The organism is Pseudomonas khavaziana (assembly GCF_036704165.1).
GTDB classification, from domain to species: Bacteria; Pseudomonadota; Gammaproteobacteria; order Pseudomonadales; family Pseudomonadaceae; genus Aquipseudomonas; species Aquipseudomonas khavaziana.
Genome location: NZ_CP129946.1, coordinates 191711 through 208824 on the forward strand (window position 1 = coordinate 191711; position 17114 = coordinate 208824).

The following is a 17114-nucleotide window of genomic DNA, read 5'->3' on the forward strand; positions in this document are numbered from 1 at the left end:
ACCTGGCTATTTGCCGATGCAGAAGCTGGAAAAAATCCTCCCCAACAAATCATCGGAGCTGAATGCCCCGGTGATTTCCCCCAGGAGCTGCTGAGCTTGACGCAGATCCTCTGCCAGCAGCTCCCCGGCCCCCGCCAAGGTCAATTGCGCACGACCGTGCTCCAACGCCGCGCTCGCATGACGCAACGCCTCCAAGTGCCTGCGACGTGCACTGAAGCTGCTTTCCGAGGTCTGTTCGTAGCCCATGCAGGCCTTGAGATGCTCACGCAGCAATTCCAGGCCCTCACCTGCCGACTTGGCGCTCAGGCTGATCGTGACATGCCCGTCCTCACTGGTTTCCAGGGCGATTGCTTCACCTGTCAGGTCGGCCTTGTTACGAATCAGGGTGACTTTGGCCGGGTCCGGGCGTTGCTCGAGGAATTCAGGCCACAGTGCAAAAGGATCCACAGCTTCCGGTGCCGTGGCATCAACTACCAGCAACACCCGATCGGCTTCGCTGATAGCCTTGAGCGCACGCTCCACGCCGATTTTTTCCACCTGGTCATCGGTGTCGCGCAAGCCGGCGGTATCGACCACGTGCAGCGGCATGCCGTCGATGTGGATATGTTCGCGCAGGATATCCCGGGTAGTGCCGGCAATCTCGGTGACAATCGCCGCCTCGCGCCCTGCCAGGGCATTGAGCAGGCTGGATTTGCCGGCATTGGGCCGACCGGCTATCACAACGGTCATGCCATCTCGCAGCAGGGCGCCCTGCCCGGCCTCACGCAGCACTGTGGATAATTCCTCGCGGACCTTATCCAACATGGCCAACACATGGCCATCGGCCAGGAAGTCGATTTCTTCTTCCGGAAAATCAATCGCCGCTTCCACGTAGATACGCAGACTGATCAGCTGCTCGGTCAGGTTATGCACACGCAGGGAAAAAGCTCCCTGCAATGAACGCAATGCGTTGCGCGCAGCCTGTGCAGAACTGGCTTCGATCAAATCGGCGATGGCTTCGGCCTGGGCCAGGTCGAGCTTATCGTTCAGAAAAGCACGTTCGCTGAACTCCCCAGGTCGCGCCAGGCGGCAACCCAGTTGCAGGCAACGCTGCAAGAGCATATCCAGTACGACAGGGCCGCCATGGCCCTGTAATTCCAGGACGTCTTCTCCAGTGAAGGAGTTGGGCCCAGGGAAGTAGATAGCCAACCCTTCATCCAATACGCTTTGGTCGGCATCCAGGAATGGGCCGTAATGGGCATAGCGCGGTTTCAGCTCTCGGCCACTGATAGCCTTGGCTGCTACACCCGCAAGCGGCCCGGAAATTCGAACGATACCCACACCGCCTCGACCTTGAGCGGTGGCCACAGCAGCGATGGTTTCACGGGGAGCACTCATCAGCAGGTTCCAGAACAAAAGTGACGGAAAGCAAAACGCCCCACTAGGGGGCGTCTTGAGTGGTTATCCACAGAGTAAATTACGCCTCGGCTTTTTTGGTAGCCGCTTCGATTTTACGTGTGATGTACCACTGTTGAGAGATCGACAACACGTTGTTGACCACCCAGTACAGTACCAAGCCGGCAGGGAACCACAGGAAGAAGAAGGTGAAGATGATTGGCATCATTTTCATTACCTTGGCCTGCATCGGATCCGGCGGGGTTGGGTTCAGGCGCTGCTGGATGAACATGGTCGCGCCCATGATGATCGGCAGGATAAAGAACGGGTCTTTGATCGACAGGTCAGTTATCCACAGCATGAACGGTGCCTGGCGCATTTCCACGCTTTCCAGGAGTACCCAGTACAGCGACAGGAACACCGGCATCTGCACCAGAATAGGCAAGCATCCACCCAGCGGGTTGATCTTCTCTTTCTTGTACAGCTCCATCATGGCCTGCGACATTTTCTGCCGGTCGTCACCATGTTGTTCTTTCAATGCGGCCAGTTTCGGGGCCACGGCACGCATACGCGCCATCGACTTGTAGCTGGCTGCGGACAGTGGGAAGAAGATCCCCTTGATCAGCATGGTCAGGAAGATGATCGACCAGCCCCAGTTACCGACGATGCTGTGGATATGTTGCAGCAACCAGAAGATCGGCTGGGCAATGAACCACAGAATGCCGTAATCAACAGTCAGTTCCAGGCCTGGGGATAACTCTTTCAGCACGGCCTGGCTTTTCGGGCCGGCGTACAGTGTGGCGCTGGTCTCAGCCTTGGCACCTGGAGCGACATTCAATGCCGGGCCGGTAAAACCAATGATGTAGTTGCCTTGGCTGTCTTTACGGGTCTGAACCAGGTTGGCTTCACCCTTGTTCGGAATCCAGGCAGTCACGAAGTAGTGTTGCAACCAGGCAACCCAGCCACCTTGTACAGTTTCTTTCAGCGAACCCTTGTCGATATCTTTCATCGACACTTTTTTGTACGGCTCGCCACTTGTCCACAGGGCTGCGCCCAGGTAAGTCGCGGTGCCGGTGGCAGTGCTGGAAGAAGGATCGGAGCTGCCATCACGCTTGAGCTGGGCAAACAGGTTGCCGCTCCAGGGTTTGTCGCTTTCGTTGTCGATCAGGTAAGTGACCTTCAAGTCGTACAAACCACGGGTGAAGCTGAAGCGCTTGATGTAGTTGACGCCATCGAGGCTGAATTTCAGGTCGACGTTCAACTGGTTCTGGCCGTCAGCCAGTTGATAAGTCTTCTGTTCGGTCGAATAAACCGGACGACCGGTAGCACGTGCATCCGGACCGTTGGTGCCGGTCAGGCCACTTTGTGCCAGATAAACACGCTCGCCACCGTTATCAAACAGTTGGAACGGAACATCCGGATGGTCCTGGCGACGTGGATACAGCGGCAGTTTCAACTGCGCGATATCACCACCTTGCGGGTCGATGGCCAGGTCTAGCACATCCGTTTTCACGTGGATGAGGTCTTTGTTGGTGACCACTGGCGTTTCTAAAGGTGCGCTGGTCTCGCCATTCGCGCTGGGAACATCGGCACTCGCGGACGCATTATTATTACCCAGCGGGGCGTCCGGAATAGCCGGCGCGGCCTGATTGGTAGCAACATTCTGAGTCGGCAGGGCAGCCTGGCCGTAGTCCTGGTTCCACTTAAGAACCATGACGTAGGACACGATTGCCAGGGCGACGATCAGGATCGTGCGTTTAATATCCATGATTACTCGGCCATCGAAGAAGAACGGGAGGTAGGGATAGGTGGAACCGGGTCATAACCACCGGGATTCCACGGATGACAGCGACCTAAACGACGAAAGGTCAGCCAGCCACCGCGCAGAAGACCATGATTTTCTATGGCCTCTAACGCGTAGCAGGAACAGCTGGGGTAGAAACGACAGTGGCTGGCCATCAGGGGACTAATGGCATAGCGATAAAACTGGATCGGAACGATTGCCAGTTTACGCATCAAGACTGTCTACCCCTACAGTTTCGGTGCTGACTGCTGGTGCTGGCTTGTGGGTACGCGCCAAACGTTTCCAGAGCTTGCCGAAATGCTGAATCAATTCGGGGTTTTCTACATCACCCAAGCCTTTGCGCGCGACGATAACAATATCCCAACCAACCAGAGTGTCCTGGTGGAGGCGAAACGATTCGCGCATCAGACGCTTGAGGCGATTGCGCTCAACGGAGAGCTTTACGCTCTTCTTGCCGATCACCAACCCGAGACGAGGGTGATCAAGATCGTTGTTACGCGCAAGGAGCAGGAGATTTTTCCCCGGAACCTTGCCGGTGGGGGAGTCAAAGACTGCCTTGAAATGCCGGGGGGTTAGCAGACGCTTTTCCCGACTGAAGTCCTGACTCACCACCAGTACCGGATTATCAAACTGCCAGACGCGCACGACCTTTGGCGCGGCGACGCGACAGGACAGCACGGCCGTTCTTGGTAGCCATGCGAGCACGGAAGCCGTGAGTACGGGCGCGTTTGATGGTGCTTGGTTGGAAAGTACGTTTCATGGCGTTGTTACCTGGTTCGTCCACAACGGGCCGGAATGGCCCCCGTTTTAAGAGACCGGCGATTCTAGAGAAAGCAAGCCTCTAGGTCAATTTCCAACCAGCTTTTCCTTTAATTAGTTCTTCACGGCGTCACGACGCGTTTCGGGTCGTCCGGCTTCCATCAGCATTGGCATAGATATAAAAATAAAGAAGGAAGTTATTTAAAGCTTTTCTGTAAAGCTTATAAAAGCTAGGGGCGCGATCGTCTGTGGATAACTACCTTTAGCCCTTGTTCCACGTGATGTACAGAGAATGACAACACGGGGGAGAAGCGGTGCTCTGCCTGTGCTGCGCTGTCGGATAAGCTGTGTGTGGAATGGGTTGTTATCCACAGGCCAGTTACCCACAGAGTTTCGACCCCACTTGTACAACGAGCTCAGGGTGGCTTATCCACAGAGCTTATGCACAGACCATTGGTCGCCTTTTTTGCAGTTAAGACATTGATTTTGGCTGACCTGTGAGCAACCTACATGTGGATAAGTGGGCGGCTGGCCGCTACAATGGCGGCTGTTTTTGCCTCACCGGCTTTCAACTTAGGGGATATCCGTGTCAGTGGAACTTTGGCAGCAGTGCGTGGAGCTTTTGCGCGATGAGCTGCCTGCCCAGCAATTCAACACCTGGATCCGTCCGCTACAGGTCGAAGCCGAAGGCGACGAGTTGCGTGTCTACGCGCCCAATCGTTTTGTTCTCGACTGGGTCAACGAGAAGTACCTGAGCCGCGTTCTCGAATTGCTCGATGAACATGGCAATGGCCTCGCGCCCGTGCTCTCCTTATTAATAGGCAGCAAACGTAGCTCGGTACCACGGGCCGCGCCGAATGCGCCTTTGGCTGCCGCGGCGTCGCAAGCTCAGGCTGCTGCGGCTCCGGTTGCCGCTTCCCCCGCGCCTGCGGTGTCTTCCAAATCCCCAGCGCAAAAAAATGCGCCAGTGAATGAAGAGCCATCCCGCGACAGCTTCGACCCGATGGCGGGTGCCAGCTCCCAGCAGGCGCCGATCCGCGCCGAACAGCGCACTGTTCAGGTTGAGGGGGCGCTAAAGCACACCAGCTACCTGAACCGCACCTTCACGTTTGAAAACTTCGTCGAAGGTAAGTCGAACCAGCTGGCTCGGGCAGCCGCCTGGCAGGTGGCTGACAATCCCAAGCACGGTTACAACCCGCTCTTCCTTTACGGGGGCGTTGGCTTGGGTAAGACGCACTTGATGCACGCCGTGGGTAACCACCTATTAAAGAAGAACCCGAATGCCAAGGTTGTGTACCTGCACTCGGAGCGCTTCGTGGCTGACATGGTCAAGGCCTTGCAGCTCAATGCAATCAACGAATTCAAGCGCTTCTACCGTTCCGTTGACGCCCTGCTGATCGATGACATTCAATTCTTCGCGCGCAAGGAACGTTCTCAGGAGGAGTTTTTCCACACCTTCAACGCCTTGCTCGAAGGTGGCCAGCAGGTCATCTTGACCAGTGACCGTTACCCGAAGGAAATCGAGGGCCTTGAAGAACGCTTGAAGTCGCGCTTCGGTTGGGGCCTGACCGTTGCGGTGGAACCGCCGGAGCTGGAAACCCGCGTCGCGATCCTGATGAAGAAGGCCGACCAGGCCAAGGTCGACCTGCCCCACGACGCAGCGTTCTTCATTGCCCAACGTATTCGTTCCAACGTGCGTGAGCTGGAGGGGGCGCTCAAGCGGGTCATCGCTCACTCACACTTCATGGGCCGCGATATCACCATCGAGCTGATCCGCGAATCCCTGAAAGACTTGTTGGCCCTGCAGGACAAACTGGTAAGTGTGGATAACATCCAGCGCACCGTGGCCGAATACTACAAAATCAAGATTTCCGACCTGCTGTCCAAGCGTCGGTCGCGTTCGGTTGCGCGCCCCCGTCAGGTAGCCATGGCCCTCTCCAAGGAGTTGACCAACCACAGCCTGCCGGAAATCGGTGATGTATTTGGCGGACGCGACCACACCACGGTCCTGCACGCATGCCGCAAGATCAACGAACTTAAGGAATCCGACGCGGATATTCGCGAGGACTACAAGAACCTGCTGCGTACACTGACTACGTGATGACACCAGTGCAGCTTATTAAGGCAAGGGACTAGACCATGCATTTCACCATTCAACGCGAAGCCCTGTTGAAACCCCTGCAACTGGTCGCAGGCGTCGTCGAGCGCCGACAGACCTTGCCGGTGCTTTCCAACGTATTACTGGTGGTCGAAGGCCAGCAGTTGTCCTTGACCGGTACCGACCTGGAAGTCGAGCTGGTGGGTCGCGTACAGCTCGAAGAGCCCGCCGAACCCGGCGAGATCACCGTGCCGGCGCGCAAACTGATGGATATCTGCAAAAGCCTGCCGAACGACGCGCTGATCGATATCAAGGTCGATGAGCAAAAGCTGGTGGTCAAGGCTGGTCGCAGCCGTTTTACCCTGTCGACCTTGCCGGCCAATGATTTCCCTACCGTGGAAGAAGGCCCGGGCTCGCTGACCTGCAGCCTGGAGCAAAGCAAGCTGCGTCGCTTGATCGAGCGCACCAGCTTCGCCATGGCCCAGCAGGACGTGCGTTACTACCTCAACGGCATGCTGCTGGAAGTATCGGAAGGCATCATCCGTGCCGTGGCCACTGATGGCCACCGCCTGGCGATGTGCTCGATGCGCGCCGATATCGGCCAGCCGGATCGCCACCAGGTGATCGTGCCGCGCAAAGGTATCCTCGAATTGGCGCGCCTGCTCACCGAGCCGGACGGCAACGTCAGCATCGTGTTGGGGCAGCATCACATCCGCGCAACCACTGGCGAGTTCACCTTCACTTCCAAGCTGGTTGACGGCAAGTTCCCGGATTACGAACGCGTGTTGCCTAAAGGTGGTGACAAGCTGGTAATCGGTGATCGCCAGGCGCTGCGTGAGGCGTTCAGCCGTACTGCCATTCTGTCGAACGAAAAGTACCGCGGTATTCGCCTGCAACTGGCCAACGGCCAATTGAAAATCCAGGCCAACAACCCGGAACAGGAAGAAGCGGAAGAAGAAGTCGGCGTCGACTACAACGGTGGTTCGCTGGAAATCGGCTTCAACGTGAGCTACCTGTTGGACGTGCTGGGGGTGATGACGACTGAACAGGTTCGCCTGATTCTGTCTGACTCCAACAGCAGCGCCCTGGTGCAAGAATCCGACAACGACGACTCGGCTTACGTTGTCATGCCGATGCGCCTGTAATCATGCTCAGCAGAAGCTAGATGTCCCTCAGTCGCGTCTCGGTCACCGCGGTGCGCAATCTGCACCCGGTGACCTTCTCCCCTTCCCCTCGCATCAATATCCTCCATGGCGCCAATGGCAGTGGCAAAACCAGCGTGCTGGAAGCCATCCATTTGTTGGGTCTTGCTCGCTCGTTCCGCAGTGCCCGCCTGCTACCCGTAATTCAATACGAACAATTGGCGTGTACTGTATTTGGTCAGGTTGAACTGGCGGAGGGAGGTCATAGCAGCTTGGGCATATCCCGTGATCGGGGCGGCGAATTTCAGATTCGAATTGACGGGCAAAATGCACGTAGTGCAGCGCAATTGGCAGAGATCCTGCCTTTGCAGTTAATCAACCCGGATAGTTTTCGATTGTTGGAAGGCGCGCCGAAAATCCGCCGCCAGTTCCTCGATTGGGGCGTGTTCCACGTGGAACCACGCTTTATGGCCACCTGGCAGCGCCTGCAGAAGGCCCTGCGGCAGCGGAACTCATGGCTGCGGCATGGTACACTTGACGCCGCTTCGCAAGCAGCCTGGGACCGGGAACTGTGCCTGGCCAGCGATGAAATAGATGAATACCGCCGTGCCTATATCAAAGCCTTGAAACCAGTCTTTGAGCAGACCTTGAGTGAATTGTTGGATCTTGAGGGACTGACGCTGAGTTACTACCGCGGTTGGGACAAAGAACGCGAGCTGAGTGCAGTGCTCGCAACGTCTTTACAGCGGGATCAGCAAATTGGCCACACCCAGGCCGGACCCCAACGCGCTGACTTGCGCCTTAGATTAGGCGCACACAATGCTGCGGATATCTTGTCCCGCGGCCAGCAGAAGTTGGTGGTCTGTGCCTTGCGTATCGCACAGGGGCATCTGGTTAGCCAGGCCCGACGCGGTCAATGTATTTATCTGGTGGATGACTTGCCGTCGGAGCTCGACGAGCAGCACCGCCGCTCGCTATGCCGCTTGTTGGAAGACTTACGCTGCCAGGTGTTTATTACCTGTGTAGACCACGAATTATTGAGGGAAGGCTGGCAGACGGAAACGCCAGTCGCTTTGTTCCACGTGGAACAAGGCCGTATCACCCAGACCCACGACCATCGGGAGTGAAGGCATGAGCGAAGAAAACACGTACGACTCGACCAGCATTAAAGTGCTGAAAGGTTTGGATGCCGTACGCAAACGTCCCGGTATGTACATTGGCGACACCGATGATGGTAGCGGTCTGCACCACATGGTGTTCGAGGTGGTCGATAACTCCATCGACGAAGCTCTGGCCGGTCACTGCGACGACATCAGCATTATCATCCACCCGGATGAGTCCATTACCGTGCGCGACAACGGCCGTGGTATCCCGGTAGATGTGCACAAGGAAGAAGGCGTTTCGGCGGCAGAGGTCATCATGACCGTGCTCCACGCCGGCGGTAAGTTCGACGACAACTCCTATAAAGTATCCGGTGGGTTGCACGGTGTGGGTGTGTCGGTAGTGAACGCGCTGTCCGAAGAGTTGATTCTCACCGTTCGCCGCAGCGGCAAGATCTGGGAACAGACCTACGTCCACGGTGTGCCACAGGAGCCGATGAAAATCGTTGGCGACAGTGAAACCACGGGCACCCAGATCCACTTCAAGCCATCGGCTGAAACCTTCAAGAACATCCACTTCAGCTGGGACATCCTGGCCAAGCGGATTCGTGAACTGTCCTTCCTCAACTCCGGTGTTGGTATCGTCCTCAAGGATGAACGCAGCGGCAAGGAAGAGCTGTTCAAGTACGAAGGCGGCTTGCGTGCATTCGTTGAATACCTGAACACCAACAAGACTGCAGTCAACCAGGTGTTCCACTTCAACATCCAGCGTGAAGACGGCATCGGCGTGGAAATCGCCCTGCAGTGGAACGACAGCTTCAACGAGAACCTGTTGTGCTTCACCAACAATATTCCGCAGCGCGATGGCGGTACTCACTTGGTGGGTTTCCGTTCTGCGCTGACGCGTAACCTGAACACCTACATCGAAGCGGAAGGCCTGGCGAAGAAGCATAAAGTCGCCACCACCGGTGACGATGCCCGTGAAGGTTTGACCGCGATCATCTCGGTCAAGGTGCCGGATCCGAAGTTCAGCTCCCAGACCAAAGACAAGCTGGTGTCTTCCGAAGTGAAGACCGCTGTTGAACAGGAAATGGGCAAGTACTTCTCCGACTTCCTGTTGGAAAACCCGAACGAAGCCAAGCTGGTCGTTGGCAAGATGATCGATGCTGCCCGCGCCCGTGAAGCCGCACGTAAGGCCCGTGAGATGACCCGTCGTAAAGGCGCGTTGGATATCGCCGGCTTGCCGGGCAAGCTGGCTGACTGCCAGGAGAAGGACCCTGCCCTCTCCGAACTGTACCTGGTGGAAGGTGACTCTGCTGGCGGTTCCGCCAAGCAGGGTCGCAACCGTCGCACCCAGGCTATCCTGCCGTTGAAGGGTAAGATCCTCAACGTCGAGAAGGCTCGTTTTGACAAGATGATTTCCTCCCAGGAAGTCGGCACCTTGATCACAGCGCTGGGCTGCGGTATTGGCCGTGACGAGTACAACATCGACAAGCTGCGCTACCACAACATCATCATCATGACCGATGCTGACGTCGACGGTTCGCACATCCGTACCCTGCTGCTGACATTCTTTTTCCGTCAGTTGCCTGAGCTGATCGAGCGTGGCTATATCTACATCGCGCAGCCGCCGTTGTACAAAGTGAAAAAAGGCAAGCAAGAGCAATACATCAAAGACGACGACGCCATGGAAGAGTACATGACGCAGTCGGCCCTGGAAGACGCCAGCCTGCACCTGAACGACGAAGCCCCGGGCATCTCCGGTGAGGCGCTTGAACGCCTGGTCAATGACTTCCGCATGGTGATGAAGACCCTCAAGCGTTTGTCGCGCCTGTACCCTCAGGAGCTGACCGAGCACTTCATCTACCTGCCTTCCGTGAGCCTGGAACAGTTGGGCGATCATGCGCACATGCAAGATTGGCTGGCCCAGTACGAAGTGCGCCTGCGTACTGTCGAAAAATCCGGCCTGGTGTACAAAGCCAGTCTGCGCGAAGACCGTGAACGTAACGTCTGGCTGCCAGAGGTCGAGCTGATCTCCCACGGCTTGTCGAACTACGTCACCTTCAACCGCGACTTCTTCGGCAGCAACGATTACAAGACGGTAGTGACCCTTGGCGCGCAATTGAGCACTCTGCTGGACGACGGCGCTTATATCCAACGTGGTGAACGTAAGAAGGCAGTCAAGGAGTTCAAGGAAGCATTGGACTGGTTGATGACCGAAAGCACCAAGCGCCATACCATCCAGCGATACAAAGGTCTGGGTGAGATGAACCCGGATCAGCTGTGGGAAACCACCATGGACCCGGCCCAGCGTCGTATGCTGCGCGTGACCATCGAAGACGCCATTGGCGCAGACCAGATCTTCAACACCCTGATGGGTGATGCGGTCGAGCCTCGCCGTGACTTCATCGAGAGCAATGCGTTGGCGGTGTCCAACCTGGACTTCTGATCAGGTGTTGGCGCCGACGGAAAATTGGCCTAGCTGCCGAGATATCACGGACCCAGTCTGTTCCTCGTGAACTATTGCCTTGCTGAGTTTGTGTAAATTTGGAGGTGGGGCCAGTTTTTCGCCAGTACGTCGAGCAATTCGGTGTCGGCGTCAACAACGGGCAGCAAATAGCTTGGGATAAGCTAATATTTATGCGTTTTTAGCGGCATAAAAAAGCCCATCGGATGATGGGCTTTCCTTTCAGGTATTTCCGGGAGGAGGTCCTTCACCCACGATCTCAGAGCTAGCTTCTTGAGCGTGATACCCGGTTCATATCTATTCAGCTTTGGATATCTACACCGGCGTCTATGGCCCTTAGTTCGGTATAGCCGGTGGAGTTTGCAAGGTTTCTAGAGAGTCCGTGGCAATTCAGCATACCCAGATAGCCACTCCTGATTACTGGCCAAGTGAATCGCCCCAGCTGGCCTCTATCGTGCAAACGTTGATTGAGAGGAGCGTGTCCTTAGCTCCGGTAGCAGCGAAAATAGCGCCAGTACACCTAGGCCAGCGCCAACCCAAAGCGCCCCCTGTAGTCCCAAGCCTGCTGCAATACCCCAGCCGCCGATCCACGAGCCCGCCATAACGCCGAGCATGATGCATGCTGTATGTACGGAGTTGACCAGCATGTTGTTATGTCCAACACGTGCCCCTCGGGTAATCAGGGCTGGGTTCATCGAAACACCGGTCAGACCGATTACCACCAGTGCCACGATAGCAACGGCTTTGATTTGGCCGAACAAAGCAAAGATCACCATTGCGGCAATTGCTGCTACCAATCCGTACGCGATGACACTGATGGTATGACGATCGGCCAACCTGCCCACGATATTATTGCCTACCAGCGTTGCAAGACCGTAGACCACCAGTAGTGCGGGAACGGTTGCCGCCGAAAAACCGCTGACTTCTGTCAGGATTGGCACGAAATAGGTGAAGCCCGCAAAGGTTGCACCGATCAGCAACAGGCTCGTGGCATAGACTTCCCACAGTTTGCCGTTTCTGAACACAGCCAGCTCTGAACGTAATGACGAAACGCTAGGAGGCGCAGGAAGCGGTGGCATGAGTTTCATCACCAGCAACCCGACTAGCATGGCTACAACAGCTACCGCCAGGAAGCTGATACGCCAACCGAACCAGTCTCCAACCAGCGTTGCCGCCGGTAACCCGAGGACGGTCCCCACCATCAGGCCACCCAGTACCATTGACGAGGCCCGCCCAAATAAATGGCTTTCCACCAGTTCCGAACACGCTGTCAGGGCGACACCAAAAAATGCCGCAGCCGCAATTGCCGTGACGAGCCTTGCGACCACCATGATCTCGTAGCCCGGCGCCAGCGCGCCAATAATCTGCCCAACCACAAATAGACCAATCAGACCCAGGAGGGCTTTTTTGCGAGGCACAGCGAGCAGCACGATGGTCAGCAACGGCCCCCCCAAGGCCATGGCGCCAGCATAGATTGTCACCAAATACCCCACGGCAGCGTATGAAACACCGAAGTCGCTCGATAACTGGGGCATTAAACCGGCGACCATGTACTCGCTAGTGGTGAGGGCGAAGATTGCAGCGCCTAGTACATAGATTATCAGGGGCATAATATTTCAACCTCGAACAATTTGGTCATCAAACCGTAATTTCACGCCATCGGTCTCGCAGCAAATCAGTGCGATTTGCAAAGCCCTTTAATGCGGATTGCAACCCGCTTCTTTGGGTAAAACCGTGGCGCAGTGGGCAAACAAGTTTGAGCTGGTGCGAATAATCGTCAGCCCACATTCCGTCAATAACGAGTGCAGTGCTGCTTTTGAATAGGACCGTGAGTAAAAACCGTCGACACCTGTGAAAATCATGCCGTCAGCCTGCGAATGGCGCTCTAGCCTCTCCACCCCGCACTTGAGGTAATAACGCTGTCTGACGCTGCTCGCTTCAATACTGTCTCCAAACACACAAATCACTGCGGCGACGTTGCGAGCCGCCAAAGACTTCAATAGACGGGTTGGATCACGAAAGTTACCCAGCAAATTGAAAGGCAACAGGTACAGCTCCTTCGCTCCTAGCGGTGCATGGCCACAGTCAATGTGGTTTAGTACATCGCCAACAAGGGTGCCGGCTCGATCTGCCATACCCTCGCGTTCAATACGATCCTGTAGGAGCTGAATCGCCCGTTGGTTGAGATCAACACCGAGGTACCGCGCATTGAGCAACCGGGCAATCTCTAGCGCGCGTCCGTCGTAGCACCCCAGCTCCACTAGCACGTCACAGCGAAAGTACGCCATCGCTTCAAACGTCATCAGGCTTTCCATTTGCAACAACGGCAATACGTCATCCGGAAAGTTGGCCAAGGTCATAATTGTTGTCGCACCGGAATCCTGCTCATAGAAAGCGGACTCCCGATGCAAACTGATGTTTGAGCTAAGGTCCTGACTCACATCTACCCCCAGCCATTGCTGGCTTTGATGATTGATCCAAATTGCCCTCTTGCCGTTGCGCCGAGCGGCGGGTCCGGAGTGAAGACAGTTAATTGGTTGTGGTCAGGATCAGGACGCTAGGCGCGTATCTACCAGTTCGATCAGCTCACCCACCGTCTCCAGTGGATCAAGATCCTCATCGGCAATAGGCACTTCGAATGCCTTACGCAGTTTGAATGACAACTCGGTGATCGCCAGCGAGTCCTCGGCAAAGTCCTGCATCCGGCTATGCACAGAGATTTTCTCTCTAGGCACCTTGGCGTAGTCACTAAGCAGCATGAACAACTTTTCTTCCATGGCTAAAGGCATACTTTTTCTCCCTGAAACAAGTGATTTAGACAATCATTGGCCAATGTAGCGCCACCGCCCCCCAAGTGAGACCGGCACCGAATCCCGTCAACACGACCCGATCACCTTCTTGCAAGATCCCTGCACGATGCCCGTGGGCCAGCGCCAGAGGGATGGATGCCGCCACGGTATTGCCGACGTCCCTCAGGTTGCTCACTACGCGGTCGAACGGCACGTCCAGCTGATCTGCTACCGCCGCCAAAATACGTGTATTGGCCTGGTGCGGCACTAAGTGATCGACGTCGCCAATACCCCAGTTCACTGTTTTGAGTAGCTGTTGCACCGACTCAGTCATGTGAGTTACCGCTTCGTTGAACACAGCGCGTCCGTCCATGCTGAAAAAGCCCGTTGCCTGCTGGCTTTTCCGTTCCTCATGGGTGATCACTGGTGTCATGAGCAACCCGGCCTGAGTGCCATCGCTGCCCAGGTCGAAGCCAAGCAACGCACCAGCTTCGCAACTGTCGCCAGCGCGCAGCACCACCGCGCCCGCGCCGTCCCCGAACAGCGCCCGGGTGGAGCGGTCGCTGGGGTCTAGAGTACGCGTGAAGGTGTCAGCACCAATGAGCAATACGTTCTGCGCCAAGCCCCCCGTGATCAGTGCGCTGGCGACGGCCAGGCCGTAGACAAACCCGGTACAGACCGCCGAAATATCGAATGCCATTACCCCGGTCATGCCCAGCGCGGCGGCGACCCTGGGCGCAGTGGCCGGGCAAGAAAAGTCCGGGGTAGCGGTCGCCAGCACGACTGCTTGCACACGCTTGAGCCCGGCACTCAACAATGCGCACTTTGCGGCTTCAATCGCTAGGTCGCCGGTATTTTGGTGAGCCGCCGCAATATGACGCTGACTAACACCGGTTCGTGTGCGGATCCACTCATCCGAGGTGTCCAGCACTTCGGCAAGCATGTCGTTGGTGACAATGGCCTCAGGTACATAGCTGCCCAGGCCACAGATAACGGCTGCACGTGCCATGGTCAGTCTCCCTGGACGATCTTTGCGGCAGCTTCCACGCCACCCAGTGCCTCTAGGTGGCGCAGCGGGTTCCAGAAGTCGCGGTACAGCACAATCTTTCCGTCTCGCGACTTGATCACCGAGATGTAATCCTGCTTGAGGGCGCCACCTGTCACCTTGGCCACGCCGTCGCCATGGAACTCTCCAATGGCCAGGTCAGGGTCGTTGGTGTCGTAGAACGACACCTCAGTGAAATTGACTTGTAAGTGTTCCGGAAACTTACGCATATGCGTCCAGATCACTTCGCGCCCCTCGAAGCGAGTGTTCCAGCCAGGTGGAGCATATGGAAACTCCAACACTCCGTCTTCATGAAACAGGTCGCACCAAGCCCTGGCGTCACCATTTTCCAAGAGCTGCAAACTATAGGTGAGAATCTCTCTGGCATTCATCGTGTATTCCTTTCAGGGGGGAGGTAGACGTAATGCTTGGGCCGGGCAAGATCGGAACGCTGATCAAGGCCCGTAAGAAAGTGATCGGTAACCACTGCAGTTCTGAGTGAGGTACCGCCAGGGCAAGATTGGGAAACCGGCTGAGCAAGCGACCGATAGCGATGCGCCCTTCCAGTCGCGCCAGCGCCGCACCCACGCAGTAGTGCACACCGAAGCCATAACCAAGGTGGCCATCGGTATTGCGTGTCAGATCAAGATGATCGGGGTTCTCAAATCGGTCTGCGTCATGATTGGCGGTCAGGTTGGAGACCAGGATGTACTCGCCCTTGGGAATGGTAACGTCACCCAGTACCACGTCTTCGACGGTAAAGCGCAACATGGATGCGCGCACCGGGCTGTCATGGCGCACCAACTCCTCCAGGGCGTTGGGCAGCAAATCGGGCTGGGCCCGCAACTGGGCCAATTGCTCAGGGTGGGTCAGCAGCGTGACCATGGCATTACCAATCATGTTCATGGTGGTCTCAAACCCACTCATCAACAGCAAATGTGCCATGCCTACCAGTTCGAGTTCGGTCAATTTCCCGGTTTCATCGGCAGCCTGGACCAGGCCGCTGTACACGTCATCAGCCGGTTGCTCGCGCTTGGCTTGCAGCAGTTTTTTGAGGTACATCGCTTGTTGGTCTGCTAGTGCGTTGGCTTCCTCGGGTAGCAACAATTGAGCCTGGCGCTCCCAGGAATCACGCACGTGATCACGTTCGGCTTCAGGAATTCCCAGCAACTCGAAGATCACAGCGATGGTCAATGGCACGGCGAAATCAGCCATCAAGTCGGCTTGCTCGCGCAACGCAATGGCGTCGAGCAACTCTTCGGTCACTCGCTCTATATGCGGTTGCAGGCGCTCAATGTGGCGCCTGGTAAAGGCTCTACCCACCAATGCCTGCAAACGTGCATGATCCGGCGGGTCGCAGTTGAGCATATGGTGACTGAGGGATTCGCCAATTTCCGCACGTCGGATCCCCGTGCGCCGGGTATAGAGTTCGGCTGCCTGCTTCGCATCGCGCCGCACGCCGGGATGGGCCAGCACGGTCCGGGCGTCTTGGTAGCGTGTCACCAACCACACCGGATGATTCGGTGCCAGGTGTGCAGGCCGTGATGCGCCATCAACCTGCAGGCCGTCATACAGTGAGTGCAAAGGCGAGATCAATTCCTCTCCCAGCCGAAGTTGACGGTCAGACACGTTGCACCTCCTTGTCAGCCGATGCCGGAGTAACGATAGGCCGAAACATCTTGTCGATCATGGCGTCGGGCAGCAGCCGCGCGAGCAGGGTACCGCGCCTCACATCGGCGCCAACTCGATAGCGGGTCTTGGGTTTGTTCGCCGTGAGTGCCGTAAATACGGCGGCAGCGACATCAGCCGGCCGGGTCAGGCTGTTGCGTGCGCCCTCCTCGTTACCCTTCAGAAAGCGCAGATACGTCTCACGATAAAGTGTGGCGACAGCCTCTGGAACGGATGCTAATGCACGCTCGCCTTCGACCGAGATCTTGTCCCAGATCGGTGTCCAGATTGCGCCAGGGCTCACCACTGAGACGGCAATTCCCATGGGCGCCAGCTCACGGCGCAGCGCGTCGCTGAGGCCTTCTTTGGCAAATTGCGCGGCGGAGTAAGCTCCCAGATAAGGAATTGCGACCGAGCCAAGCCCAGACGTTATATTGACCAACCGTGCACTGTTTGAACGACGCAGCAACGGCAGAAACGTTCGTGTAACGGCAAGCTGACCAATCAGATTGACCTCTAACTGTTTGCGCAGCAGGTCGCTCGACACGCACTCCAGTGGAGCAGAAACGCAAATCCCGGCATTGTTGATCAGTCCCCAAAGACCTGCCGGGCCGACCAGCGTGGAGACACTGGCTGCCGCAGCGTTGATCGTGTCTTCATCGGTCACATCGATGATCACCGTGGTCATTCGCCCCGACGTGCACTGCGCGACCAGTTCCTGCCCATCGGCGGGCCGGCGTACTCCCGCAACAACTTCAAAACCTTGTTCAGACAGGTGCAGGGCGGTTTCTCGTCCGAGGCCTGACGAGGCCCCGGTAATCAATACAAATTTGCCTTGGGTCGGCATAGGCTTGCTGCTGAACATCAT

At 56.6% G+C, this 17114-nt stretch carries 16 protein-coding genes; 4 read left to right on the forward strand and 12 right to left on the reverse strand.

Annotated features, from left to right (window positions below; all coding sequences use genetic code 11):
* Nucleotides 1–6 precede the first annotated feature (6 nt).
* The 5 genes from mnmE to rpmH all read right to left on the reverse strand — a co-directional run bounded on the left by mnmE (nt 7) and on the right by rpmH (nt 3938).
* On the reverse strand, nt 7–1377 hold the full coding sequence (gene mnmE, locus QYQ93_RS00860; protein WP_338476083.1) for a tRNA uridine-5-carboxymethylaminomethyl(34) synthesis GTPase MnmE: 1371 nt from the start codon (nt 1375–1377) through the stop codon (nt 7–9).
* A 79-nt stretch (nt 1378–1456) separates the two neighbouring features.
* The gene (gene yidC / locus QYQ93_RS00865) at nt 1457–3142 is read right to left on the reverse strand and encodes a membrane protein insertase YidC (RefSeq protein WP_043048230.1); all 1686 of its coding nucleotides are present in this window, start codon (nt 3140–3142) and stop codon (nt 1457–1459) included.
* A 2-nt stretch (nt 3143–3144) separates the two neighbouring features.
* A complete protein-coding gene (gene yidD, locus QYQ93_RS00870) occupies nt 3145–3390 on the reverse strand; it encodes a membrane protein insertion efficiency factor YidD (RefSeq protein WP_019816912.1) in 246 nt (81 codons plus the stop codon).
* A complete protein-coding gene (rnpA, locus tag QYQ93_RS00875) occupies nt 3383–3790 on the reverse strand; it encodes a ribonuclease P protein component (protein ID WP_020302575.1) in 408 nt (135 codons plus the stop codon). The genes yidD and rnpA overlap by 8 nt, the downstream gene beginning before the upstream one ends.
* 13 nt (nt 3791–3803) lie before the next feature.
* Complete coding sequence (gene rpmH, locus QYQ93_RS00880; protein WP_003213577.1) at nt 3804–3938, reverse strand: 50S ribosomal protein L34; 135 nt, start codon at nt 3936–3938, stop codon at nt 3804–3806.
* Nucleotides 3939–4523: 585 nt separating this feature from the next.
* Here rpmH and dnaA point away from each other — a divergent pair.
* Genes dnaA through gyrB form a run of 4 tightly spaced genes read left to right on the forward strand, consistent with a single transcriptional unit; the run spans nt 4524 to nt 10726 of the window.
* Nucleotides 4524–6038, forward strand: coding sequence for a chromosomal replication initiator protein DnaA (gene dnaA, locus QYQ93_RS00885; protein ID WP_043048231.1), 1515 nt, complete (start codon nt 4524–4526; stop codon nt 6036–6038).
* A gap of 38 nt (nt 6039–6076) precedes the next feature.
* Nucleotides 6077–7180 carry a DNA polymerase III subunit beta gene (dnaN, locus tag QYQ93_RS00890; protein ID WP_005783345.1) on the forward strand — a complete coding sequence of 368 codons (1104 nt, stop codon included), beginning with the start codon at nt 6077–6079 and terminating at the stop codon, nt 7178–7180.
* 20 nt (nt 7181–7200) lie between these two features.
* Complete coding sequence (gene recF, locus QYQ93_RS00895) at nt 7201–8304, forward strand: DNA replication/repair protein RecF (protein ID WP_003187251.1); 1104 nt, start codon at nt 7201–7203, stop codon at nt 8302–8304.
* A gap of 4 nt (nt 8305–8308) precedes the next feature.
* The gene (gene gyrB / locus QYQ93_RS00900) at nt 8309–10726 is read left to right on the forward strand and encodes a DNA topoisomerase (ATP-hydrolyzing) subunit B (protein ID WP_043048232.1); all 2418 of its coding nucleotides are present in this window, start codon (nt 8309–8311) and stop codon (nt 10724–10726) included.
* A gap of 467 nt (nt 10727–11193) precedes the next feature.
* Here gyrB and QYQ93_RS00905 read toward each other — a convergent pair whose 3' ends face one another.
* From QYQ93_RS00905 to QYQ93_RS00935, 7 genes are all read right to left on the reverse strand, one after another.
* The gene (locus tag QYQ93_RS00905; RefSeq protein ID WP_043048234.1) at nt 11194–12354 is read right to left on the reverse strand and encodes an MFS transporter; all 1161 of its coding nucleotides are present in this window, start codon (nt 12352–12354) and stop codon (nt 11194–11196) included.
* 87 nt (nt 12355–12441) lie between these two features.
* A complete protein-coding gene (locus tag QYQ93_RS00910; protein ID WP_124380050.1) occupies nt 12442–13104 on the reverse strand; it encodes a class I SAM-dependent methyltransferase in 663 nt (220 codons plus the stop codon).
* A gap of 189 nt (nt 13105–13293) precedes the next feature.
* Nucleotides 13294–13503 carry an acyl carrier protein gene (locus QYQ93_RS00915; protein ID WP_338476084.1) on the reverse strand — a complete coding sequence of 70 codons (210 nt, stop codon included), beginning with the start codon at nt 13501–13503 and terminating at the stop codon, nt 13294–13296.
* A gap of 55 nt (nt 13504–13558) precedes the next feature.
* Nucleotides 13559–14542, reverse strand: a complete 984-nt coding sequence (locus QYQ93_RS00920) for a beta-ketoacyl-ACP synthase III (RefSeq protein WP_043048238.1) — start codon at nt 14540–14542, stop codon at nt 13559–13561.
* Between the two features lie 2 nt (nt 14543–14544).
* Nucleotides 14545–14970, reverse strand: a complete 426-nt coding sequence (locus tag QYQ93_RS00925; protein WP_043048239.1) for a nuclear transport factor 2 family protein — start codon at nt 14968–14970, stop codon at nt 14545–14547.
* A complete protein-coding gene (locus tag QYQ93_RS00930) occupies nt 14942–16207 on the reverse strand; it encodes a cytochrome P450 family protein (protein WP_043048241.1) in 1266 nt (421 codons plus the stop codon). The genes QYQ93_RS00925 and QYQ93_RS00930 overlap by 29 nt, the downstream gene beginning before the upstream one ends.
* A complete protein-coding gene (locus tag QYQ93_RS00935) occupies nt 16200–17114 on the reverse strand; it encodes an SDR family NAD(P)-dependent oxidoreductase (protein ID WP_338476085.1) in 915 nt (304 codons plus the stop codon). Before QYQ93_RS00935 ends, QYQ93_RS00930 begins: the two co-directional genes overlap by 8 nt.